This is a genomic window from Nocardia sp. CA-084685, assembly GCF_050955785.1.
Lineage (GTDB): Bacteria > Actinomycetota > Actinomycetes > Mycobacteriales > Mycobacteriaceae > Nocardia.
Genome location: NZ_CP192094.1, coordinates 6303939 through 6325239, shown reverse-complemented (window position 1 = coordinate 6325239; position 21301 = coordinate 6303939). Strand labels below are relative to the sequence as shown.

The 21301-nt window shown below is 64.9% G+C and carries 20 protein-coding genes; 7 read left to right on the top strand and 13 right to left on the bottom strand.

Annotated elements, in window-relative coordinates:
- Positions 1-114: 114 nt before the first annotated feature.
- A complete protein-coding gene (locus ACQP2U_RS28160; RefSeq protein ID WP_433710215.1) occupies positions 115-1839 on the bottom strand; it encodes an amidohydrolase in 1725 nt (574 codons plus the stop codon).
- 399 nt (positions 1840-2238) lie between these two features.
- Positions 2239-2895 (bottom strand): TetR/AcrR family transcriptional regulator, encoded by a 657-nt coding sequence (locus tag ACQP2U_RS28155; RefSeq protein WP_433710214.1) that lies wholly within the window; start codon positions 2893-2895, stop codon positions 2239-2241.
- A gap of 141 nt (positions 2896-3036) precedes the next feature.
- Between ACQP2U_RS28155 and paaA the strand changes: the two genes are divergently transcribed.
- The 4 genes from paaA (at position 3037) to ACQP2U_RS28135 (ending at position 6981) form a co-directional block, all read left to right on the top strand.
- Positions 3037-3999, top strand: coding sequence for a 1,2-phenylacetyl-CoA epoxidase subunit PaaA (gene paaA / locus ACQP2U_RS28150; RefSeq protein WP_433710213.1), 963 nt, complete (start codon positions 3037-3039; stop codon positions 3997-3999).
- On the top strand, positions 3996-4709 hold the full coding sequence (gene paaC / locus ACQP2U_RS28145; protein WP_433710212.1) for a 1,2-phenylacetyl-CoA epoxidase subunit PaaC: 714 nt from the start codon (positions 3996-3998) through the stop codon (positions 4707-4709). Before paaA ends, paaC begins: the two co-directional genes overlap by 4 nt.
- Positions 4710-4815: 106 nt before the next feature.
- Positions 4816-5325 (top strand): MaoC family dehydratase, encoded by a 510-nt coding sequence (locus ACQP2U_RS28140; protein WP_433710211.1) that lies wholly within the window; start codon positions 4816-4818, stop codon positions 5323-5325.
- 96 nt (positions 5326-5421) lie between these two features.
- Positions 5422-6981, top strand: a complete 1560-nt coding sequence (locus tag ACQP2U_RS28135) for a class I adenylate-forming enzyme family protein (protein ID WP_433710210.1) — start codon at positions 5422-5424, stop codon at positions 6979-6981.
- 174 nt (positions 6982-7155) lie between these two features.
- On the opposite strand, the gene ACQP2U_RS28130 is transcribed toward ACQP2U_RS28135, so the two are convergent.
- From ACQP2U_RS28130 to ACQP2U_RS28080, 11 genes are all read right to left on the bottom strand, one after another.
- Positions 7156-8877, bottom strand: a complete 1722-nt coding sequence (locus tag ACQP2U_RS28130) for an amidohydrolase (protein WP_433710209.1) — start codon at positions 8875-8877, stop codon at positions 7156-7158.
- Between the two features lie 141 nt (positions 8878-9018).
- Positions 9019-10026 (bottom strand): phosphotransferase enzyme family protein, encoded by a 1008-nt coding sequence (locus tag ACQP2U_RS28125; RefSeq protein WP_433710208.1) that lies wholly within the window; start codon positions 10024-10026, stop codon positions 9019-9021.
- A 198-nt stretch (positions 10027-10224) separates the two neighbouring features.
- Complete coding sequence (locus ACQP2U_RS28120; protein ID WP_433710207.1) at positions 10225-10875, bottom strand: TetR/AcrR family transcriptional regulator; 651 nt, start codon at positions 10873-10875, stop codon at positions 10225-10227.
- Positions 10876-10953: 78 nt separating this feature from the next.
- On the bottom strand, positions 10954-12603 hold the full coding sequence (locus tag ACQP2U_RS28115; protein WP_433710206.1) for a CocE/NonD family hydrolase: 1650 nt from the start codon (positions 12601-12603) through the stop codon (positions 10954-10956).
- A gap of 8 nt (positions 12604-12611) precedes the next feature.
- The gene (locus ACQP2U_RS28110) at positions 12612-12995 is read right to left on the bottom strand and encodes a YybH family protein (RefSeq protein WP_433710205.1); all 384 of its coding nucleotides are present in this window, start codon (positions 12993-12995) and stop codon (positions 12612-12614) included.
- Between the two features lie 65 nt (positions 12996-13060).
- The gene (locus ACQP2U_RS28105) at positions 13061-13444 is read right to left on the bottom strand and encodes a YybH family protein (RefSeq protein ID WP_433710204.1); all 384 of its coding nucleotides are present in this window, start codon (positions 13442-13444) and stop codon (positions 13061-13063) included.
- Positions 13445-13591: 147 nt separating this feature from the next.
- Entirely contained in the window at positions 13592-15079 is a 1488-nt protein-coding gene (gene styD, locus ACQP2U_RS28100; protein ID WP_433710203.1) for a phenylacetaldehyde dehydrogenase StyD, read from the bottom strand.
- Between the two features lie 193 nt (positions 15080-15272).
- Positions 15273-15689, bottom strand: coding sequence for a hydroxyphenylacetyl-CoA thioesterase PaaI (gene paaI / locus ACQP2U_RS28095; protein ID WP_433710202.1), 417 nt, complete (start codon positions 15687-15689; stop codon positions 15273-15275).
- A 41-nt stretch (positions 15690-15730) separates the two neighbouring features.
- Positions 15731-16045: an EthD family reductase gene (locus ACQP2U_RS28090; protein WP_433710201.1), complete on the bottom strand. Its 315-nt coding sequence runs from the start codon at positions 16043-16045 to the stop codon at positions 15731-15733.
- Positions 16042-18084 carry a phenylacetic acid degradation bifunctional protein PaaZ gene (gene paaZ, locus ACQP2U_RS28085; protein ID WP_433710200.1) on the bottom strand — a complete coding sequence of 681 codons (2043 nt, stop codon included), beginning with the start codon at positions 18082-18084 and terminating at the stop codon, positions 16042-16044. The genes ACQP2U_RS28090 and paaZ overlap by 4 nt, the downstream gene beginning before the upstream one ends.
- A gap of 91 nt (positions 18085-18175) precedes the next feature.
- Positions 18176-18802: a TetR/AcrR family transcriptional regulator gene (locus ACQP2U_RS28080; RefSeq protein ID WP_433710199.1), complete on the bottom strand. Its 627-nt coding sequence runs from the start codon at positions 18800-18802 to the stop codon at positions 18176-18178.
- Between the two features lie 90 nt (positions 18803-18892).
- Here ACQP2U_RS28080 and ACQP2U_RS28075 point away from each other — a divergent pair, with 90 nt between their 5' ends.
- Genes ACQP2U_RS28075 through ACQP2U_RS28065 form a run of 3 tightly spaced genes read left to right on the top strand, consistent with a single transcriptional unit; the run spans position 18893 to position 21299 of the window.
- Positions 18893-19630, top strand: coding sequence for an enoyl-CoA hydratase/isomerase family protein (locus ACQP2U_RS28075; RefSeq protein WP_433710198.1), 738 nt, complete (start codon positions 18893-18895; stop codon positions 19628-19630).
- On the top strand, positions 19627-20508 hold the full coding sequence (locus ACQP2U_RS28070) for a 3-hydroxyacyl-CoA dehydrogenase family protein (RefSeq protein WP_433710197.1): 882 nt from the start codon (positions 19627-19629) through the stop codon (positions 20506-20508). The genes ACQP2U_RS28075 and ACQP2U_RS28070 overlap by 4 nt, the downstream gene beginning before the upstream one ends.
- Positions 20505-21299 (top strand): enoyl-CoA hydratase/isomerase family protein, encoded by a 795-nt coding sequence (locus ACQP2U_RS28065; protein WP_433710196.1) that lies wholly within the window; start codon positions 20505-20507, stop codon positions 21297-21299. The genes ACQP2U_RS28070 and ACQP2U_RS28065 overlap by 4 nt, the downstream gene beginning before the upstream one ends.
- Positions 21300-21301 lie beyond the last annotated feature (2 nt).

The following is a 21301-nucleotide window of genomic DNA, read 5'->3' as shown; positions in this document are numbered from 1 at the left end:
GGTCAGGTGGGTAGCGGCAACACTACGACCAAAATGAACGATGCGTAAGTAAAACACGTGGATAGTTATGGAAATTTACATTTAGTAAACAACCGTGGGAATCTCGGCGTCGGTTCAGTGCAGGATGTCGTGCACGATCCGTCCGCCGACGATGGTCCGCAGGACTTGGGTAGCGGGCAGGGCGTCGATGTCGCAGGTGATGGGGTTGCGGTCGAGGATCGCGAGGTCGGCGTAGCTGCCGGGGGTCAGGCGGCCGATTCCGTTCCAGCCGAGTACGTCAGAGCCGCCGGAGGTCCACATGTCGAAAGCTTCCGCACGGCTGATGACCTGGCCGGGCCCGGCGTTGCAACGGTCGCTCGGCGGCGAGAAGCGGTGGGTGACGGCGAGTTGCATCTGTTCGAACGGGTTGGTCGGGCCCCAGTCCATGGAGGCGGCCAGCGGCATACCCGAGTCGATGAGGTGGCGTAGCGGGTTGAGCAGTTCCAGTTTGTCCTCGCCCATTCGGTCGGCGATCATGTCGCCCTTGCCGAAGGTGAAGCTCAGGCTTGCGGTCATGCTGAAGCCGAGTTCCGCGAACTGCCGGATGTGCTCGGGGCTGATCAGGATGCCGTGCTGCACTATCCAGGGCACGCTCGTCAGGTTGTGTTTGGCCATCATCTCGCGGGTGAGTGCCAGGTTTTCCTCGTGCTCGTCGGGGGTCAGTGACAGGACGTTGAGGCGCAGTCCATGCTCGGCGCAGAACTCGTAGAACAGGCGTGTCTTCTCGACGGAGACCTTCCGCACGCCGGTGGTGGTGCGGCCGTACGCGTCTCGGTATCCGGCGTCCATGCGGCCGATTCCGGGGCCGAAGGGGCCGGTGATCGTCGCGGTGATGCCGTCCACGCGGAACCAGTCGTCGTCGAGGCTGCGCATCGCCAGCGCTCGCTCGAGGGTCTCTCGAACCTCCTCGAGTGAGCGTGTTTCGCCACCGAATGCGTTTTCGTCGAATTCCGGTGCGGCTAGTACGCGCAGAGTCAGCAGCTCCTGCGCGCGGAGTGCGCCGTAGGCCTCGATCAATGCGAAACCCATCGCATGGCCCTCGTAGATGGTGGTGATGCCCATGGCGTTGTATTCGGCCATCGAGCCGATCATCGCCGGGAACACTCGTTCGGGGTAGATGATCGGCGGCATCTTCTTCTCGAGCTCCTTGAAGAAGGAGTCCTCGTTGTAGTACGCGATGACGCTGCCGCGCAGGATGCCCGTCGGGTTGCCGTCGCTGTCCTTTTCGATGAAGACATCGGACACTCGATCGGGCGTGGAGGCGTCGATCCCGAGCTGCTCGAGTCCGAGGGTGTTGAGTGCGATGACGTTGGGCATGCGGGGTGCCCAGGCTCGGATGAGGATCGGGTGGGTGCTGGTGGCGTGGTCGAGCACGTGCCGGTCGGGCAGTTCGCCCTCGGCGAGATCCAGGGACGAGCGGCGGAGGAAGTAGTGCGGTTCGCCGACCGGTGAGGTCTGGATCCATTCCCCCGGTGGGGTGTGTGCGGCGAGGTCGGCAATCGTCGCGACGATGTCATCGTGGCTCTTGGCATCGGTGAGGTCGAGGCTGCTCGCCTTGAACGCCGTGATGTGCATGAGATGAGGATGGGTGTCCACCAAGCCGGGGATGACCGTCGTGCCGTCCAGGCTCTGTCGCTCGATGTCGGGGCCCGCGGCCGCGAGGACCTCGTCGTTGGACCCGATCGCGGCGACCCGGCCGTCCTTGATCAGGATGGCCTCGGCGGTCTGGCCGGAGCTGACCAGTATATCGGCGTCGGTGTAGACGGTGTTCACCGGTGCGGCGGTTGAGGGTTGAATCATGGCATTGACTTCTTTCTGGGTGCGCAATACCGGGCGGCGGTCTGCTCATGGTTGGCTTTGGTCGCGATAGCTACCAATGGCTGATGAATGGAATTTGTGAATGAGCGCAGGAGCTCGAGGGAATCCAGGTGGGCGAGCCTTTTAGTTCATTCGCTTCGGCTATCTCGGATTGATAATTCGGCAATGGGGATTATCGCCGCCATAAAAGGAAGTGGCGGTCGCCCGGATAGCAAATTGTGCGATTCGTCATTTGAATCGACATCGAAGATCGTGGAATTCGAGGAAGCTGTCCAACCTGACTGAACGTTCGGTGAGGAAGACCGTAGGTGCTGGGTGAAGGCGCTGTCAAGACTTCGGTCGTGGCCAACCGGGACTTGGCCTGTGGGCGTGACTGAATGGTCAGGAGCGAGGGGTGAGGCCCTCGAATGCGAGGGCCAGCGTCATCCGGGCGATGGTGGCGGCATCGAGCGGGCCGTCGCGGCGCAGCCAATCGGTCATGGACGTCTCGATCCCGAGCAGTAGGCGTGCGAGCAGGTGAGCGTCGAGATCGTCACGGATTCCGCCCTCCGCGATCGCATCCTCCACGATCGCCGTAAGGCGCTTGGTCAAGTCACGTCGGCGATCCAGTGCCCATCGCTCCACCTCACCGCTGCCGCGTACCCGCAGCAGCAACGCAACCTCCGGCAACATGTCGAACTCGACCTCGATCGCACGGCGCAGTACGTACTGCAAGCGGTCGAGCGCCGGTCCCTCGTTGGCGGCCGGCTCCTCGAACACGCCGGCCAGTCCGCCGAGGCCACGGTCCAAACCGCGCTGGAGCAGCTCCTTCTTGCCGCCGGGGAAGTGGTGGTAGAAGTTGGACTTGTGGGTGCCCGCGGCGCGGGCGAGATCCTCCATGGATGTCGCGTTGTAGCCGCGTTCGAGGAAAACCTGCAGGGCAAGATCAGTCAATGAGTCCGGATCCCATTTCCGACCGCTCGCCGACTTCGGGCCGCGCGGAACAGTCGAACGGCCCGCTGCCGAAGGATCCGGTGTTGCACCACTGACCGCTGTCATGCCGTCAACGCTAGAACACGACCATGGGATCTGTTGCTGTCGGCGCGATACCCGGTGCGCCGCCACGGGTCGTCTCTTGACAGGTGCGAACTCACACCCCTAGCGTAATAACTAACCGAACGTTCAGTGAGGAGCCGCCTTATGACGGAGTCACCAGCCAAGGCACCGCCTGACGATGCCGTGGCCGACTTCGAGGCGCGGATCAGCCGCGACGAATCGATCGAGCCCCGCGATTGGATGCCCGAGGGCTACCGTGCGACACTCGTGCGCCAAATTGCGCAGCACGCCCATTCGGAGATAATCGGTATGCAACCGGAGGGTGAATGGATCTCGCGCGCACCGTCACTGCACCGCAAAGCGATCCTGATCGCGAAGGTGCAAGACGAGGCCGGTCACGGCGCCTATCTGTATTCGGCGGCGGAAACCCTGGGGATGAGCCGCAGTGAATTGATTCAGTTGCTGCTCGACGGGAAGCAGAAGTACTCGACGATCTTCAACTATCCGATGCCGACCTGGGCAGATGTCGGAGTCATGGGCTGGTTGGGCGATGGCGCCGCGATCGTGAATCAAGTGCCGTTGAGCCGCTGCTCCTATGGGCCATACGCACGAGCCATGGTGCGGGTCTGCAAAGAGGAGAGTTTCCATCAGCGCCAAGGCTTCGACCTCGTACGTGCCATGATGCGCGGAACCGACGAACAGCGCGCCCAGGTCCAAGACGCGGTCAACCGCTGGTGGTGGCCGTCATTGCAGCTCTTCGGTCCGCCCGACAGCGAGTCTTCGCACAGCAAGCAGTCGATGGCGTGGAAGATCAAACGTTTCAGCAACGACGAGTTGCGGCAGCGTTTCGTCGACCAAGCCGTCCCGCAGGTCGAGTACCTCGGACTGACCGTGCCCGATCCCGAATTGCGCTTCGACCCGGCAACCGGGCACTACACCTTCGGTGAGTTGGATTGGGAGGATTTCCGATCGGTAATGACCGATGGCGGACCCTGCGGGCAGAGCCGCATGGCGAATCGCCGAGCCGCCCACCACGACGGGGCCTGGGTGCGTGAGGCCGCGCTGGCCTATGCCGACAAACACCGCACCGCGGGTGCGGCCGCATGACGGTCGCCGCCTACGCGCTGCGCCTAGGTGACGACGCCTTGGTGCTGAGCCAGCAACTCGGCTTCTGGATCACTCAGGCCCCCGAACTCGAAGAAGAGCTCGCGGTGGCCAATATCGCGCTCGACCTGCTCGGACAGGCTCGTGCTCTGCTCTCCCGAGCCGGTGATGAGGACGAACTGGCCTACTCTCGCGACAGCACCGCGTTCGGCAATCTCCTGCTCGTCGAACAACCCAATGGCGATTACGCGCAAACCATGATCCGGCAGTTGTTGTTCTCCACCTTCCAGCTGGCCCGCTATCAGGCTCTGGTCGACCACCCCGACGAGACGATCGCGGGCGTCGCCGGTCGCGGGGTCAAGGAAGTGACCTATCACCGCGACCACGCCGCGCAGTGGGTGATCCGGCTCGGCGACGGCACCCGGGAAAGTCACACTCGCACAGCTGACGCGCTTACTAGGTTGTGGCCGTTCACCGCTGAAATGTTCGCCGGTGACGACCTCGACGACCACTTCGGCCTGGACCCCGCCTCCCTGCGTCCGGGGTGGCTCGACGTCGTCGGCGAGGTGTTGCGCCGGGCGATGCTCACCGTCCCACCACTCGCCGAGCCCGGGCCCACCGGCGGGCGGCGCGGACAGCACACCGCTCACCTCGAGGTACTACTGGCGGAAATGCAGTCGGTGCGCCGAGCGATCCCGCAGGGATCGTGGTGACAACGGGCGATATTCGCCACTGGTCGTGGCTGCGGGTCCCGAGATCCAATCGCACCGCTGACCTCATACCGATACACCAGTTACCCATTGAAAGGAAACCATGCCCATGATCGGCTCCAGTCCCATATTCTTCGAGGATCTCGCCATCGGGTACGAACTCGAGGGCAGCTCGATCACCGTCACCGAGGCGCACGTCGTGGCGTATGCCGGTATAGTCGGCGACTTCTACCACCTGCACATGAACGACGTCGCCGCCAAGCAGACTCCATTCGGGGCCCGGGTCGCGCACGGGCCGTTCACCTTCGCCCTCACCATCGGCCAACTCGCGCAGCGGCTGACGCACCTCGACGTTCGGGTGGAAGCGGTGGTGGCCATGAACAACTTCAGGTTCTCGGCGCCAGTGTTCTTCGGCGACACGATCACACCGCTCGGCAAGGTCGTCAGCGTCAAAGCGCGCGACACCAACGGGTCGGTGACCATCGAGATGACCGCCCGTAACCAGCACGGCAAAGACGTCTTCACCGGCGAGTTCACGCTGTTGGTGGCGCGGCGAACTAAGAATGATCAGACCGGGCGCGCGGCCGACTCCGCACTCGATGCGGCGCCCGCGCACTAGGTCTGTTCCTCTCGGTACCAGCTCAATGTATTCCGACTACACCCGGCGCACCCCGGAACGGCCGCACGTCGAAGACGGCGCACGAGGAGATATCGAATGTTAGTGCGTGACTATCTGATGCGGAACGAGGCTGTGTGGCCCGAACGTATCGCGTATGTGTCCGAGACTGCCCGGCTGAGCTGGGGGGATGTCGCCGCGCGCAGTCGCCGTCTCGCCGCGGCGTTGCAGGGGCTCGGCATCGGCAAGGGCGATGTGGTGGCCTCGATGTCCTTCGACTCCCACGAGGTCGTCGAACTGTGGTACGCCTGCTCGCTGATCGGTGCGGTCCGCGTCGGCATCAATCCGCGCTATTCCGCTGGCGAAGTTCAGCACCTGCTCTCCGACAGTGGCGCTCGTGTGCTGATTGTCGAGGGCGGCGACTGCGAGCAAACCTTCGACCGGCTCGAATCGACCGTCGCAGACCTGGTGGTGATCGGTTTCGGGTCACATCAGCGGGGCCGCGATTACGAGCAGACGCTGTCGGACCATTCGGGAGAACCGGTACTTCCCGAACTGAATGACGATGACATCATCGCCTTGTCGTACACGACCGGGACGACCGGGTTGCCCAAGGGTGCGCTCTGGCGTCAGGCCGGAGTGATCGAGTCACTGGTGAAGAGCTGGTTCCAGACCGGTGCCCGCCCCGATGATGTGTTCCTGCACTGCCTTCCGGCCGCGGGAGTCCCGGTGCTCTGGATGACTCGGAACCTGGTCAACGGTTCGCGGGTTGTCATCCAACGCAAGTTCTCCGCCCCAGCTGCGCTGGACCTTATCGCTTCCGAGCGCATCACCACCGTGGGCTGGGTGCCGACCATGGTGCTCGATATCCTGAGCGAACTCGATGCGATGGCGCGGGACATTTCGAGTCTCAGGCTGGTGGTATACGGCACCGCGCCCGCCACGCCTGCACTGGTGCGCCAAGCTACCGAAGCGCTCGGCTGTGAGATGCAGCAGTGGTACGGCTCCACGGAAGGCACCCTCGGCTGTTACGCCATCCTGAGCTGGGAAGACCACCAGAAGGCTCTCAGCGGACAACCCGAGATCCTCACCTCGAGTGGTCGCCCCACACTGCACTGCGAGGTGCGAATACTCGACGATGACCTTCGACCGGTGCTGCGGGGGCAGACCGGCAACATCTGTGTGCGTGGCGCGACCCTGATGGCCGGTTACCACAATCGGCCCGAGGAAACCGCCGCCGCACTCAGAGAAGGCTGGCTGGTCACCGGTGACCTCGGCATGCTCGATCAGCAGGGATATCTGCGCATCGTCGACCGCAAGAACTTCATGATCATCACCGGTTCCTACAATGTCTACCCGGTGGTGGTGGAGAACGTCCTGGCCGACCACGAATCGGTGCACGAGGTCTGCGTCTTCGGCATCCCCGACGAACGCTGGGGCGAGGCCGTCTGCGCCGTCGTCGTCCCGCACGGCGACAACACCGACCGTGACGGTCTGCGCGCGGACTTGATCGCGTTGGCGCGGACGCGGCTCGCGAAGTTCGAAGTCCCCAAAAGGATCGATTTCGCCGACGCGCTACCCCGAGGCACGACTGGCAAGTTGCTCAAACGCGTTGTCCGAGACAAATACTGGGCTACGGACGCGATAGCGACCGGCTAGACAGCCGCGACCGCGCCGGCTGCCGAAGCGCTGGGCGTCGCAGCGTTTCCGGAGGTCGAACACACGAAACGTGCATCACTCGGCCAGCGGAACTCGCGCGGACCTTTTGTCGCTGGCGGTGGCCATGGGTCTGTACTTCGTCCCACGGCCACCGCGGGAAACCGGCGGGGAGGTTCAGTGGAGAATGTCGTGCACGATCCGTCCGCCGACGATGGTCCGCAGGACTCGAGTAGCGGGCAGGGCATCGATGTCGCAGGTGATGGGGTTGCGGTCGAGGATCGCGAGGTCGGCGTAGCTGCCGGGGGTCAGGCGGCCGATTCCGTTCCAGCCCAGCACATCCGAGCCACCCGAGGTCCACATGTCGAAGGCTTCTGCGCGTGTAATGACCTGGGCGGGACCGGCATTCGACCGACCGCTGGGCGTAAGACGGTGGGTGACGGCGAGCTGCATCTGCTCGAACGGGTTGGTCGGGCCCCAGTCCATGGAGGCGGCCAGCGGCATACCCGAGTCGATGAGGTGGCGTAGCGGGTTGAGCAGTTCCAGTTTGTCCTCGCCCATTCGGTCGGCGATCATGTCGCCCTTGCCGAAGGTGAAGCTCAGGCTTGCGGTCATGCTGAAGCCGAGTTCCGCGAACTGCCGGATGTGCTCGGGGCTGATCAGGATGCCGTGCTGCACCACCCAGGGGACGCTGTCCAGGTTGTATTTGGCCATCATCTGCCGGGTGAGGGCGAGATTTTCCTCATGCTCATCGGGGGTAAGCGACAGCACATTGAGCCGCAGGCCGTGCTCGGCACAGAATTCGTAGAACAGGCGCGTCTTCTCGACGGAGACCATCCGTCTGCCGGTGGTGGTGCGGCCGTACGCATCGAGGTATCCGGCATCGACGAGACCGAAACCGGGGCCGAAGGGGCCGCTGATCGTCGCGGTGATGCCGTCCACGCGGAACCAGTCGTCCTCGCGGCTGCGCATCGCCAGCGCCCGTTCGAGGTTCGCGCGGATCTCCTCGAGTGTCAGTGAATCGGCCGCGAACGCGATCTCCTCGAGTTCGGGGGCGGCTTGCACACGCAGGGTGAGCAGACCCTGTGCACGCAAGGCGCCGTAGGCCTCGATCAGCTCGAACTGCATCGAATGGCCCTCGTAGATGGTGGTGATGCCCATGGCGTTGTATTCGGCCATCGAGCCGATCATCGCCGGGAGCACCCGTTCGGGGTAGATGATCGGCGGCATCTTCTTCTCCAGCTCGAGGAAGAAGGAGTCCCGGTTGTAGTAGCCGATGACGGTGCCGCGCAGGATGCCCGTCGGGTTGCCGTCGCTGTCCTTTTCGATGAAGACATCGGACACTCGATCGGGTGTGGAGGCGTCGATCCCGAGCTGCTCGAGTCCGAGGGTGTTGAGTGCGATGACGTTGGGCATGCGGGGTGCCCAGGATCGGATGAGGATCGGGTGGGTGCTGGTGGCGTGGTCGAGCACGTGCCGGTCGGGCAGTTCGCCCTCGGCGAGGTCCCGTTCCGAGCGGCGGGCGAAGTAGTGCGGTTCGCCGACCGGTGAGGTCTGGATCCATTCTCCCGCCGGGGTCTGCGCGGCGAGTTCCTGAATGGACCCCACGATGTCATCGTGGCTCTTGGCATCGGTGAGGTCGAGGCTGCTCGCCTTGAAGGCGGTGAAATGCATGAGATGTGGGTGCGCGTCCACCAGGCCCGGGATAACGGTCCTGCCATCCAAGCTCTTCCGCTCGACGTCGGGGCCCGCGGCCGCGAGGACCTCGTCGTTGGACCCGATCGCGGCGACTCGGCCGTCCTTGATGAAGATGGCCTCGGCGGTCTGGCCCGAGCTGACCAGTACCTCGGCGTCGGTGTAGACGGCGTTCACGGGTACGGCGGTTGAGGGTTGACTCATCGTATTCGCTTCCTCGGATGATTGATTGATGTGACGGGCACATTGATAATCGTTCTTCAATTAATCAATGTGGATATGCGCAGGGCCGGACACGGCCCCTTGATTGGGATTCCGGTCCGGCCCTGAAAAGTATCGGTAGCGCTACCGCGCTACTGGTTGGCGGAGAAATTCATCGGCGAGGTCGACCACCAGTGGACGGATACTCTCGAAAATGAATTCCGAGATCTCCTCGGTGGGGCGATCAGCTGCCCAGCCCAGATAAGTGAGACCTCGGGCGAGCAGCATCGGCCGCAGCACCGCGTGATCGGATTCATCGAGTGGGCGAATGCTGTTGTACCCCTCGCACAGTGCTTCCAGAATCGCATCGGCTCGTGGATGTGGCTGGTAGAAGAAGAATGCGGTGGCGAGATCGAACAGATAATATCCTTCGCCACTGTCGTCGAAGTCGATAATTGTCATACCGTCCGTGCCGACGAGTACATTCTCCGGCGTGAAGTCGGCATGGATCAATCCATATCGCCCAGGCAGGCGGCCGTACGCGTCAATGGTGGCGAGCAGGCGGGGGATGGCCTCCTCGACGATCTGACGTCCGCGCAGGTCGTCGCCGAACGCCTGCAGTGCGTCGCCCCAGACGGGACGGTCGCCGACCAAGCCGTGCGCGTCCCACCGCGCACGTATCGAGGCTGTTGCCGGTTCGAGGGATTCCACCGCATTGTGGAATCCGCCGATCAGTGCGCCGAGGGTGCGGAACTCGTCTTCGTCCACCGTTGCTTCTCCGGTAAAGGCGAGGCCGATATCGCCCAGTGGGGTAGTTTCCTCGACCCAGACCAGCATGTCCACCTGGTGCAGATCACCGTCATCGTCGGGGATCAAACAGAGCCGGTCGCCATTGGTGCAGGTGCGAACATGCGGTACCGCGACGCCTGCGGTTTTGAGGGCGGTCAGTAGCTCCAATTCCTCGATGATCTCGTCATCGCTGCGATATCCGGCTCTATGGATTCGGAGTGCGTGACTGCCGTCCGGTGTGTCCACCCGAAAAACATAGTTCTCACGGAATTTAACGAAGGTAATAACAGCTTGGGTGGCCGCAGCGTAATTATCCAGAGCTCGGCGTGCGACTCGGATCGCCGACTCGATGTCGGAAAGCATGGTGCCTGTGCCCTCTCTCTACGGCCTGTGACAGGACCTGAGCGTTGATCGGAAGCTCACGTAATGGCTGTCCTGTTCTGAAACCTACGCATGCAGGCCGTCCTCAGTCAATACTGATGGGCAGTAAAGTTTACCGTTAGTTCAGACTTTTACCGGTGCGTAACAGTTGGGTCGCAGCGACGCCTTGGCAGCAGGACTTCACAGCCCTTCTGCCAAGGCCGCCATCGCCTCCAGCACATCGGCGGCGGTCATCTTCTCGTAGGCGACGTCAGCCAGCGCTGCCCGCATGGCCCCGACGAGCAAGCCCGCGACCGCCGTCGGCGATGCCGTCGTCCGAACCTCGCCCGATTGCTGCGCCCGGCCGATATCACTGGCGATCAAATCGACAATGGTCCCGGACGCGACCCCCTGAACTGGGCGCAGCGCCTCGTCGAGCGCAGGATCGCTGATCGAGTAGAAGCGCCCGACCAGCGGTCGCTGCGCGATCGCCAGCAGGCCCTTCGTCACCGCGAGAATGCGATCGGCCAAGGTGCCTTCGGAGTCGTACACCTTGCGCACATGGTCGACCAGCTCGTCGGTGACCTCTGTGTACAGCTCGCGGAACAGCTCTTCCCTGCCCTGCGGGAAATACGAGTACACCGTGACCTTCGACGCGCCGGCCCGCGCCGCGATGGTCTCCACCGTCGCGGCGCCGAAACCGGATTCGGCGAAGACCTCGAGGGCCGCGTCGAGCAGCACGCGGCGCGTGCGAAGTCGATTGCGTTCCCTCAGCGTGAGCGGCTTACCGTCGGGACTTGCCGCCCCGTCCGCCTGGGGACGCCGCCTACCGTGCCGCTTCGTGGTGTCCACGAGAACAACATTACTTTCCGACACGCGTCGAGGGCGGGAAGCGAAGGCGTACGAGCGGACGGCCCGGCCGTTTCATGCTCAGGAAACGACCGGGAGCACGAGCTGCGAGCGCGTGAGATCGATGGTTCGATTCGACGGCGCCGTCTCGGTGGAGTGAGCGGGATCCGCCCCGGTGCCGAGATTGCGCTCCCAGCGTGGATACGAGCCACCCGCGATGACGAGGCTGATTCGGTGCCCGGCCGCGAATCGGTGCGCGACCGCATCCAGATCCAGCCGCACGTCGGTGCCGTTCGCGGCGGGATCCAGGCGGACGAAGCCCTCGCTGACATTCGTCGATCGGCCCTCGGGGTCGATATCGGACAATCGAACGAAGATATCGGCGTGGGGGTTGTCGCTGCCGTGGGCGAGCTGAACCACCGGGGTTCCGGCGATCTCGACCGCGTGTGCCAAGGCCGGGCCGGTGAAAGCCAGAGTGTCCTGCCGCCGTGCGAGTTCGCTGTCATCCTTGTACCCGCCCAGGGAGGACATCAGGCGACCGCCGATACTCGGTGTGGGATCGGTTGGGTCATAGGTGAACGATGTCAATGCCGGTGACTTGCAGACCTGATCGCCCAGCGTGCCGCCGGGCTGCGGGTACAGAGTCTCGGGCATCGTCTCCGGAGGCCAAGCCGAATCGTCTCGCCACTCCTCCGCACCCGTCACGAACACCTTGACCGGTGCGGATCGCCGCACCGCTGTGCCGCCGAAATGCGTTGCGAGCCAATCGAAGTTCTCGGCCATCAGCATCGGAGCGGCCTTGCCCTCGATGTCGAGATGCTCCCAGGGGCCGACCGTCATGGCCACGTCGACACCACGCTGCCGCAGGTGCTGGTACTGCTCCAGCGACTGCTGGAAGAAGATGTCCTGCCACCCGGTGTGGATCAATACCGGAACCTGGACACGGTCGAGCGAATCCGCGAGTCGCGTTTTCGGCCAATGCCCGGCCGTGAGATCGCGTTCGCTGATCCACTTGCGGAACCAGTCGCCCTTCTCGCCGAGCAGATCCCTGCCGCATTCGACGACGGGCAGCGTACGGAGCGGGCCTTCGATGCGTTTCGACATGCCGCTCAGGTATATCGCCCCGCGCAACAGACCCATCTCTTCCTGATGGGCCACGGCGTCCCACCAACCGAGCATGTCATTGAGTGTGAAAGCGCCACCGTTGTATGCGGCGCGCGCGAAGTCATGCGGGCCGACTTGAACGATCGCCGTGACGAGTTCGGGCGGTGGATCCTGTAGTAGGGCCCACTGAGTGAAGCCGAGGTACGACACGCCGAGTGTGGCGAATCGGCCGCCGAACCACGGCTGCCGCCGCAGCCAGGCGACAGTGTCGGCGCCGTCGTCGATCTCGTTGATCATGGGTTCCCACGCCCCGCCGGAACCGAAGGTACCGCGGCACCGGGCCAGGACGACATGGTACCCGCGCGCGGCGTAGGGCCTGGTGTAGAGGGCGGTCTGCATCTGATTGCGCCCGTAGGGTGAGCGCACCAGAATCGTCCCGAGAGCGGCTCCCGTCGGCGCGTAGTGATCGACGAGCAGCGTCGTGCCGTCCCGGGTCTCCACCGGAATGTCGGCGGTGACCGTGTATCCGCTGTCGGCGGACGGGAGTTTCAGCAGTGCGGCGGCGGCGCGGTCCAGGCCGCGCTGGACCAGGCTCGGGACCCGGGTGGAGGTTCTGATCTCTGACATGACCGCTCTCAGCCGAGAATCGCTGAGCCGATGGCGTTGTCGATACTGACCTTCCAGGTGCCATCGGTCTGGCATCGGAAGATCTCCGCCGTGCGAATTTCCGTCGTTGGTAGCCCTTCGGCCTCGAGGCGCAAGTGCCCGTGGGACAGTGCCTCGTCCCGGAGGACCAGCAGTGTCTTGTTGATGACCTCGACCTTGGTGTTCAACGCGAAGAGCTGTTCGAAACTCTTGCGGCGGGAGTCGGGCTCGTCGGCCCTCGTGCCATCCGGACCGATGAGAATCGCGTCGTCCTCGTACAGCGACAGCAGCCCGTCGATATCGCCGGCTTCGAAGTAGTCGATGAAAAGGACCGTGAGCTGGTGCGGGTCGGTGGTGCCGGGGTAGGGGGACATGAGATTCACTTTCGTTGGATGAGATGAACAGCTTTGCGATGCGGGCGAGATCACCCGGGGGGCTCTCAGTCGAGAATCGCGGAGCCGATGGCATTGTCGATGCTGTATTTCCAGGTGCCGTCGGTCTGTCGCCGCAGGATCTCGGCCGTGCGGATTTCCATCGTCGGCAGGCCTTCGGCCTCGAGGCGCAAGTGTCCGTGGGATAGTGCTGCATCCCGGAGGACGAGCAACGTCTTGTTGATGACCTCGACTTTGGCGCCCAGCGCGCAGAGCTGTTCGAACGCCTTGCGGCGGGTGTCGGGTTCGTCGGACGTGGTGCCGTCCGGGCCGACGAGGATCGCGTCGTCCTCGTACAGCGATGCCAGACCGTCGACATTGCCGGCGTCGAAGTACTCGACAAAAAGGACCGACAGCTGGTGCGGGTCGGTCGTTCCGGGGTAGGAGGACATGAGAGTCTACTTTCGGTGGGGTGACTAGCTTCACGATCAGAATAGTTCGCGAACTATCAGCAAATATATGAAACATGTAACTAGATAGTAAACGTTTACGTTCAGTAATTGAACGATTCGTTCATTGAATTGGCGGGCTCCAGTGCATCACAGCACGATCGTGACCACTTTTTCCTCGGTGTTGGCTTCGATGCCAGCCCAGCCGAGTTCGCGACCGATACCGCTGGTCTTCATGCCTCCCCACGGCAGTGCCGGGTCGATCGCGGCCCAGCCGTTGACCCATACCGCGCCCGCGCGCACCTTGCGTGCGAGGGTGTGGGCGTAGGAGACATCGCGGGTCCAAATGCTCGCGGCGAGACCGTAATCGGTGTCGTTGGCGAGGCGGATGGCCTCATCGGCGTCATCGAACGGGATCACGGTGCCGACCGGGCCGAAGATCTCCTCGCGGGCGATGGTCATATCGTTCGTGGCGTCGGCGAAGATCGTCGGCTGGACGAAATAGCCCGTGCTTCCTGCACGCGCGCCGCCCGCGACGAGGCGAGCGCCGTCTTGGCGGCCCTTCTGGATGTAGCCGAGCACCGTTTCGAGCTGCTTGGCGTTGACCAGTGCGCCCATGGTGGTCTCCGGGTCGAGCGGATCGCCGACCACCTGGGCCGACGCCGCCGCGGCGAGTCCGTCCACCACCTGGGCGTACAGCGACCGATGCACCAGCACGCGGGTGCCCGCCGCGCAGACTTCACCCTGGTTGAAGAACAGGCCCATGGCGGTGCCGTTGATCGCGGCCTCGACATCGGCGTCGGCCAGGATGATCTGCGGGGACTTGCCGCCCAGTTCGAGGGTGACGCGTTTGAAGGTGTCGGCGGCGCGCTGGGAGATCATCCGGCCGACCTGCGGGCTACCGGTGAAGCTGATCTTGTCGACGTCGCGGTGGCGAACCAGTGCGTCACCGGCCACCGTGCCCAGCCCGGGGACGACATTCACGACGCCGTCGGGCAGTCCGGCCTCCTGGAGCAGCTTGGCCAGGTACAGGATCGACAGCGGCGCGTCTTCCGGCGGCTTCACGACGAGGGTGTTGCCAGTGGCGAGCGCTGGGGCGAGCTTCCAGGCGGCGATCATCAGCGGCGTATTCCAGGGCACGATCGCGCCGATGACGCCGATCGGCTCGCGCACGGTGAACGAGTGCGTCGGCCGGCCCATGTATCCAGCCGTGGGAATGACGCTGCCGTTCACCTTGTCGGCCCAGCCCGCGAAATGCCGGAAGGTCGCCACGGCATTGGGGATATCGAGCATGGTGGGCTGACCGATCGGCTTGCCGACATCGAGGGCCTCGAGCCGGGCCAGGATGTCGGTGTCGCGCTCGATAAGATCGGCGACCTTGTTGAGGATTCGACCCCGGGCCGCCCCGGGTAGTGCGCCCCATTCGCCGTCGAGCTGGGCTCGGGCCGCGGCGACCGCCTGGTCGACATCCGCGGCGCCGGCGGCGGCCAGCACCTCGAGCTCGGCCCCGGTGGCGGGGTTGATATCGGTGAAGGTCCCGCCGTCGGTGGCCTCGCGCCACTTGCCGTCGATGAACAGTGAAGTCGGGGTGCCCTCGGGCAGGGCCGAGACGATCGTCGGCTCGGGCGATGTGTTCATGGTGCTCCTGTCTTCGCCGGGCGGCTGGGCCGGTCCGGTGGCCGGGTATGAGCCAGGCCACACGCGGTGACCTGGGTCATAACTCTGGTGAATATCCGCCGGAATTACTTGTCGCTGCGCGCACAGTCCCTAGTGCGAATGCGAACGGTCGCGCGCTCGGCGAAGACAGGAGCAGAGGAGGAGCTGGTTCGGCCTAATGGATCGAAATCACTCGGCTGTCACCGCGAAATTCGGCGATCACCCGGTGCTCCTCGTCTACCACGGTGACGTCGTAGATTCCGTTGCGGCCGAAGCGAATACGCTCCTCCGCGATGGCGGTGAGGGTTTCCCCACGTCGGGTCGGCAGAATGTAGCGGATATCGGCCCGGGCGCCCACGGCGCGTTCCCCGTGGCTGTTGCAGGCGAGGGCGAATGTCGTATCCGCCAAAAGGAATACGTACCCGCCGTGCGTGATCCCATGGCCGTTGACCATTGTTTCGGTCACGGTCATTGTCGCCGTGGCATGTCCGGTGCCTATTTCGACGATCTCGACACCCGCCGCGCGGGAGGCGACATCGTCGGCGAACATCTGGCGGGCGAGTTCGAATGGATTCGAGTCGATCGCGGTCATCCGCGGTTCTCTGTTTTCTCGTCGGGCGCGGCCGGAATCGGTTAGGCGCGAACGGATTCGACGTCCTGGATGTACATGGTCACGCCGCCGGAGGCGAAGTTGCGCACGTCTTTGCCCGCCGCCCGCATCTCGGCAGAGGCCAATGCCTTCTGTACATCCGCTTCGCTGTCGAACTGCAATTGGGCGACGGCGTAGTAGGCGGGTTCGGAGCCGTCGAGCGACTGGCACTTCGCGAAGGTGTATCCCGTCAGACCGGGTATCTGGTTCGCGAGCGGAATATGCGTTGTGCGGTAGTGCTCGTCGAATGCGTTGAGGTCGACCGGCTTTCCGTAGCAGACGGCGATCTGGTAGCTCATGCGGATTCTCCCTGGGGTTTGGCGACGAGGGTCAGCACGTCATAGGTGGCGACGGACTGCTCGTCTTGGTTGGTGACCGTGGCGTCCCAGCGGACCTCGCCGTAGTCGGCGCTGTTGCGCGGAGTGATCTGTTTGGCGGTGAGGGTGACCGTCAGCTCATCGTCGGCCTTCACCGGGGTCAGGAACCGCAGGTTGTCCACGCCGAAATTGGCGAGCACCGGTCCCGGCGCGGGGTCGACGAACAATCCGGCGGCCAGCGAGACGACCAGGTACCCGTGAGCGACGATCCCGCCGAACAGCGGATTGGCGGCCGCGGCTGCGGGGTCGGTGTGCGCGTAGAAGGTGTCCCCGGTGAATTCCGCGAAGTGAGCGATATCGTCCAAGGTCACCCGACGCGGGCCGCCGACGATCGTATCGCCCAAGCGCAGCTCGGCGAGGTTCTTCCGGAAGGGGTGCACCTCACCCGTGAGCCGCTCCGCGCCGGTCACCCAGCGTCGCCCGACCGCGGTCAGCACATTCGGCGATCCCTGGACGGCGGTGCGCTGCATTTGGTGCAGGACACCGCGGATGCCGCCGAGTTCCTCACCGCCGCCCGCCCGTCCCGGGCCGCCGTGCACCAGCACGGGCAGCGGCGAACCGTGTCCGGTCGACTCCTTGGCGTCCTCGTTGTTCAGCACGAGGATCCGGCCGTGATACGCCGCGATGCCGAGGATGAGCTCCCCGGCGACCGCCGTGTTCGCGGTGACCACGGAGGCGACGAGACTGCCCTTGCCGCGCGCAGCCAGTTCGACAGCGTCAGCGGTGTCGCGGTAGCCGATAATGGTGCTCACCGGGCCGAACGCCTCGATCTCGTGCGGTTCGGCGGCGTCTCGGTCGGCGCGCAGCAGGATCGGGGAAAGGAATGCGCCGGTGGTGGCGTCCGCGCCGACGACCTCGACGGTGTCGGGGTCACCGAAGACGATGCGCGCCGACTTGGTCAGGCCGCGGACCGCGTTGCGGACCTCTTCGCGCTGATCGAGCCCGGCCAACGCGCCCATGGTGACGCCCTCCGCGCCGGGCGCGCCGACAACCACCTTCGACAGCCGCGCCGCGGTGGCCGCCACGACCTGGTCGACGAGTGCCTCGGGCACGAGCGCCCGGCGGATGGCCGTGCACTTCTGCCCGGCCTTGGCGGTCATCTCGTAGGTGAGCTGCTTGATGTACAGCTCGAACTCGAGGCTGTCGACGGTCACATCGGGGCCCAGGATCGACGCGTTCAGCGAATCGGCCTCCGCATTGAAGTGCACGCCCTCGGAGACGACGGTGGGGTGTGCGCGCAGGAGGGCCGCGGTATCGGCGGAGCCGGTGAAGGCCACCGAATCCTGGCCGGACAGGTGGTCGAGCAGGCCCTGGGCGCTGCCGCACAGCAGTTGCACCGAGCCCTCGGGCAGCAGTCCGGATTCGATGATCCGGCGCACGACGAGTTCGGTCAGGTAGGCGGTCTGGCTGGCCGGTTTGATAATCGACGGCACGCCCGCGATGAAGGCGGGAGCCAGCTTCTCGAGGAAGCCCCATACAGGAAAGTTGAAGGCGTTGATCTGCACGGCCACACCCCGGCGCGACGTGTAGATGTGCTGGCCGAAGAAGGTGCCCTTCTTGCCCAACCGTTCGACCGGACCGTCGAGATAGACGGTGTCATTGGGCAATTCGCGGCGGGTCTTGCTCGCGTAGCTCAATACGGTGCCGATACCGCCGTCGATATCGACCGCGGAGTCGCGCGCCGTCGCACCGGTGGCGGCCGAGAGCGCGTAGAACTCCTCCTTACCGCCCATCAGCGCCGATCCGAGCGCCTTCAGCGCGGCGGCGCGTTCGTGGAAGGTCAGCCGCGCGAGCGCCGGCCCGCCAACAGTCCGGGCGTAGTCGACCATATGGCCGACGTCGAGCCCCGTCGCCGAGATGCGAGCGACTTCGCTGCCGTCCACGGCGCTGAACAGTGGTGTGCCCTCATCGGGCGCGGTGTACCAGCGCCCTCCTACATAGCTGGGTAGCAGCTCGCTCATCAACTCTCCAATCGTAACTGAACATTCGGTTGGTAATTACGATCCGGCAGAGGCTGGTGCGTGTCAAGGGGGGCCTGCCTGGGGGGGAGCGTCAGGCGTCGCTCGCACCGGCATTGCGCAGGCCGGTGAACACGATGGTGACGACGGTGTCGGCGATCTGGTCGACCGAATTGCCGCCGCGCGGGCGGTACCACTCCACGATGGAGTTGATCATCCCCCAGATCAGGCGGCTGGCCAGTGCCGGGTCGATCCCCTCCCGCAGGTCGCCCTCGGTGACGGCGGCCTGGACAAGATCGCTGACGAAGGCGTCGAATTCGCGGCGGCGGGCCAGTGCGCGCTTCTCGACCGCGGTATTTCCCCGCACGCGTAGCAGCAGGGTCACGTAGGGCAGTTCGGTGATCAGCACCTCGACGCTGCGGCGAACGACGTATTCGAGGCGGTCGATGGAGCGGCCGATGATGGCGCGCTCCTCGGTGGTCGCGGCGAACAGGCCGTTGAGGGCCCGCGACAGGGCCAATTCCAGCAGCTCCGACTTGCCGGAAACATGGTGGTAGATAGCCGATTTGGTAATGCCGAGCCGACTGGCGAGGGCTTCCATGCTGGTGCCGTCGTAGCCCTTGTCGTTGAACACCTTGACCGCCACGGCCAGCAGGGAGTCGAGGTCGTACCCGGGTCTACCGGGTCGTCCGGTGCGAGGGGCCGTGCGTGCCGTTGTCATCCGTCCATCTTGACCCATACGTGCGCCGGGATACACAAGCTCGCTCCGGAGGCTTGAAACTTACCGAATGTTCGGTTAATAATTGCGGACATGACCGGCTACACCGCCTTGCAGGTCGAGGAGCTCGACGACCGACTCGTCGTCACCCTCGACCGCGCCGCGCAACGCAACGCGATCAATGCCGAGATGATCGAGGAACTCCACGATGTCTGCGCCCACCTGGAGCGGACACCGAAGCTGCTGCTGCTGACCGGACGAGGCGAGCATTTCGCCGGGGGAGCGGATATCGGGCAGCTGCGGGCGCGGACCCGAGACGACGCCCTGGCGGGTATCAACCGCAATCTCTTCGACCGCATCGGCCGATTGCCGCTGCCGACGGTGGCCGCGGTGAGCGGTTACGCGTTGGGCGGCGGCGCTGAACTGGCGTACGCCTGCGACATTCGAATCGCTACTGCCACTGCGAGATTCGGCAACCCCGAGCCGGGGCTGGGCATTATGGCCGCCGCGGGTGCGAGCTACCGGCTCCCGGTGCTGGTCGGTGTCTCGGTCGCCAAACAGGTGCTGCTCGGGGGCCGCGTTCTCGACGCGAACGCCGCGCACACCGCCGGGCTGGTCATCGAGGTCACCGAGCCAGGAGCGCACGTAGCGGCCGCGCACCGACTGCTCGATCGCATCTCGGCATCCGCGCCGCTGGCGCTGCGCCTGACGAAAACGATCATCGACGCCCCCGGCTTTCACCCGTTCGCCGACGACATAGCGCAGGCGGTGCTCTTCGAGACCGAGGACAAACACGCCCGCATGACCGCATTCCTGGAGAAGAAGGCATGATTCGACCACAGATACCCGCCCGGGTCGCCGTAGTAGGCGGCGGGCGCATGGGCGCGGGCATCGCGCAGGTATTCGCGACGCTCGGCAGCACGGTGATCATCGCGGAGGCGGCCGATCAGGCAGCGGCACTCGGCCGCGTCGCCACCGGTCTGCGGCGCGCCGACGAGCGGGGCAAGCTGGGTGGTGCCCGGGTGGACGACGTCCTTGCCCGGGTCGTCACCGTCGCCGCACCCACGGAGCTGCCCGCCGATCTCGACCTGGTGGTCGAAGCGGTTCCCGAGAATCCGGCGCTGAAGCTCGAGGTGCTGACCGCCGTCGACAAGGCCGTCGGCTCCCAGGCCGTGATCGCCAGCAACACGAGCTCCCTGTCGATCGCGGAACTCGGTGCGGCCCTACAGGATCCGGCCCGCTTCCTCGGCATGCACTTCTTCAATCCGGTCCCGGCGTCGGTGCTGGTGGAGATCGTGCGGGCGGAGTCGACATCCCCCGAGGTGGTCAAGCGAGTGCGAGGTTGGGTCGCCGCCCTGAACAAGTGCGAAGTACTCGTGAACGACTCGCCGGGGTTCGCTACCAGCCGCCTCGGCGTCTGTCTCGGATTGGAAGCGATCCGCATGCTCGAGGAGGGCGTCGCGGACGCCGACGCCATCGACCGCGCCATGGAACTCGGCTACCGCCACCCGATGGGTCCCCTGCGCTCAACCGATCTGGTGGGCCTCGACGTGCGGCTCGCCATTGCCGAACACCTCGCCGCCACCCTCAGCCCGCGCTTCGAACCGCCCCGACTGCTGCGCGACAAGGTCGCCCGCGGCGAACTGGGACGCAAGACCGGCCAGGGCTTTTTCGCCTGGGACACCGAACGCGCAGGAGGCACCTCGTGACCGTCACCCACAGCACCGTCGGCACTACGATCGCCGACGGCCTGGCCACCATTACCTTGGCGCGGCCGACGGCCTCCAATGCGCTGGATGTACCGACCAAGCAGGCCTTCCTCGCCGCGGTGGACGCCGTCGCCGCCGATCCTGCGGTGCGTGCGGTACTGCTCGCCGCGCAGGGCACGAACTTCTGTGTCGGCCAGGATCTGGCCGAACACGTCGAGGGCCTGCGAGCGGATCCCAGCACGGCAATGGAAACCGTTGGCGTGCATTACAACCCGCTCATCAAGGCGCTGACTGAAATTCAGGTGCCGGTGGTCGTGGCCATTCGCGGGGCCTGTGTCGGCGCAGGACTCGGCATCGCATTGACCGGCGATATCCGGGTGGTGGGCGCGGGAGCCAAGTTCGCGACCGCGTTCACCGGTATCGGCCTCGCCAGCGACTCCGGACTCAGCCATGCCATGGTGCATGCCCTCGGCTACAGCCGCGCGGTGGGCCTGATGCTCCTGGGCGACCGATTCACCGCGACCGAGGCGCTCACCTGGGGTCTCGTCCACCGCGTGGTCGATGACGAGGAGGTCGAGGCCACCGCCCGCGAGCTCGCCCGGTCCCTCGCACAAGGGCCCACCGAGGCCTACCGACACCTCAAGCGGCTACTGCGGACGGACGCTGCGGGCTTGGCCGATGCCCTCGAACGAGAGCAGGCCGCCCAGGAAGCGCTCGGCGCCACCCGAGACCACAGCGCGGCGGTCGAGGCGTTTCTGACCAAGTCACCTCCGGTCTTCGAAGGCCGGTGAGG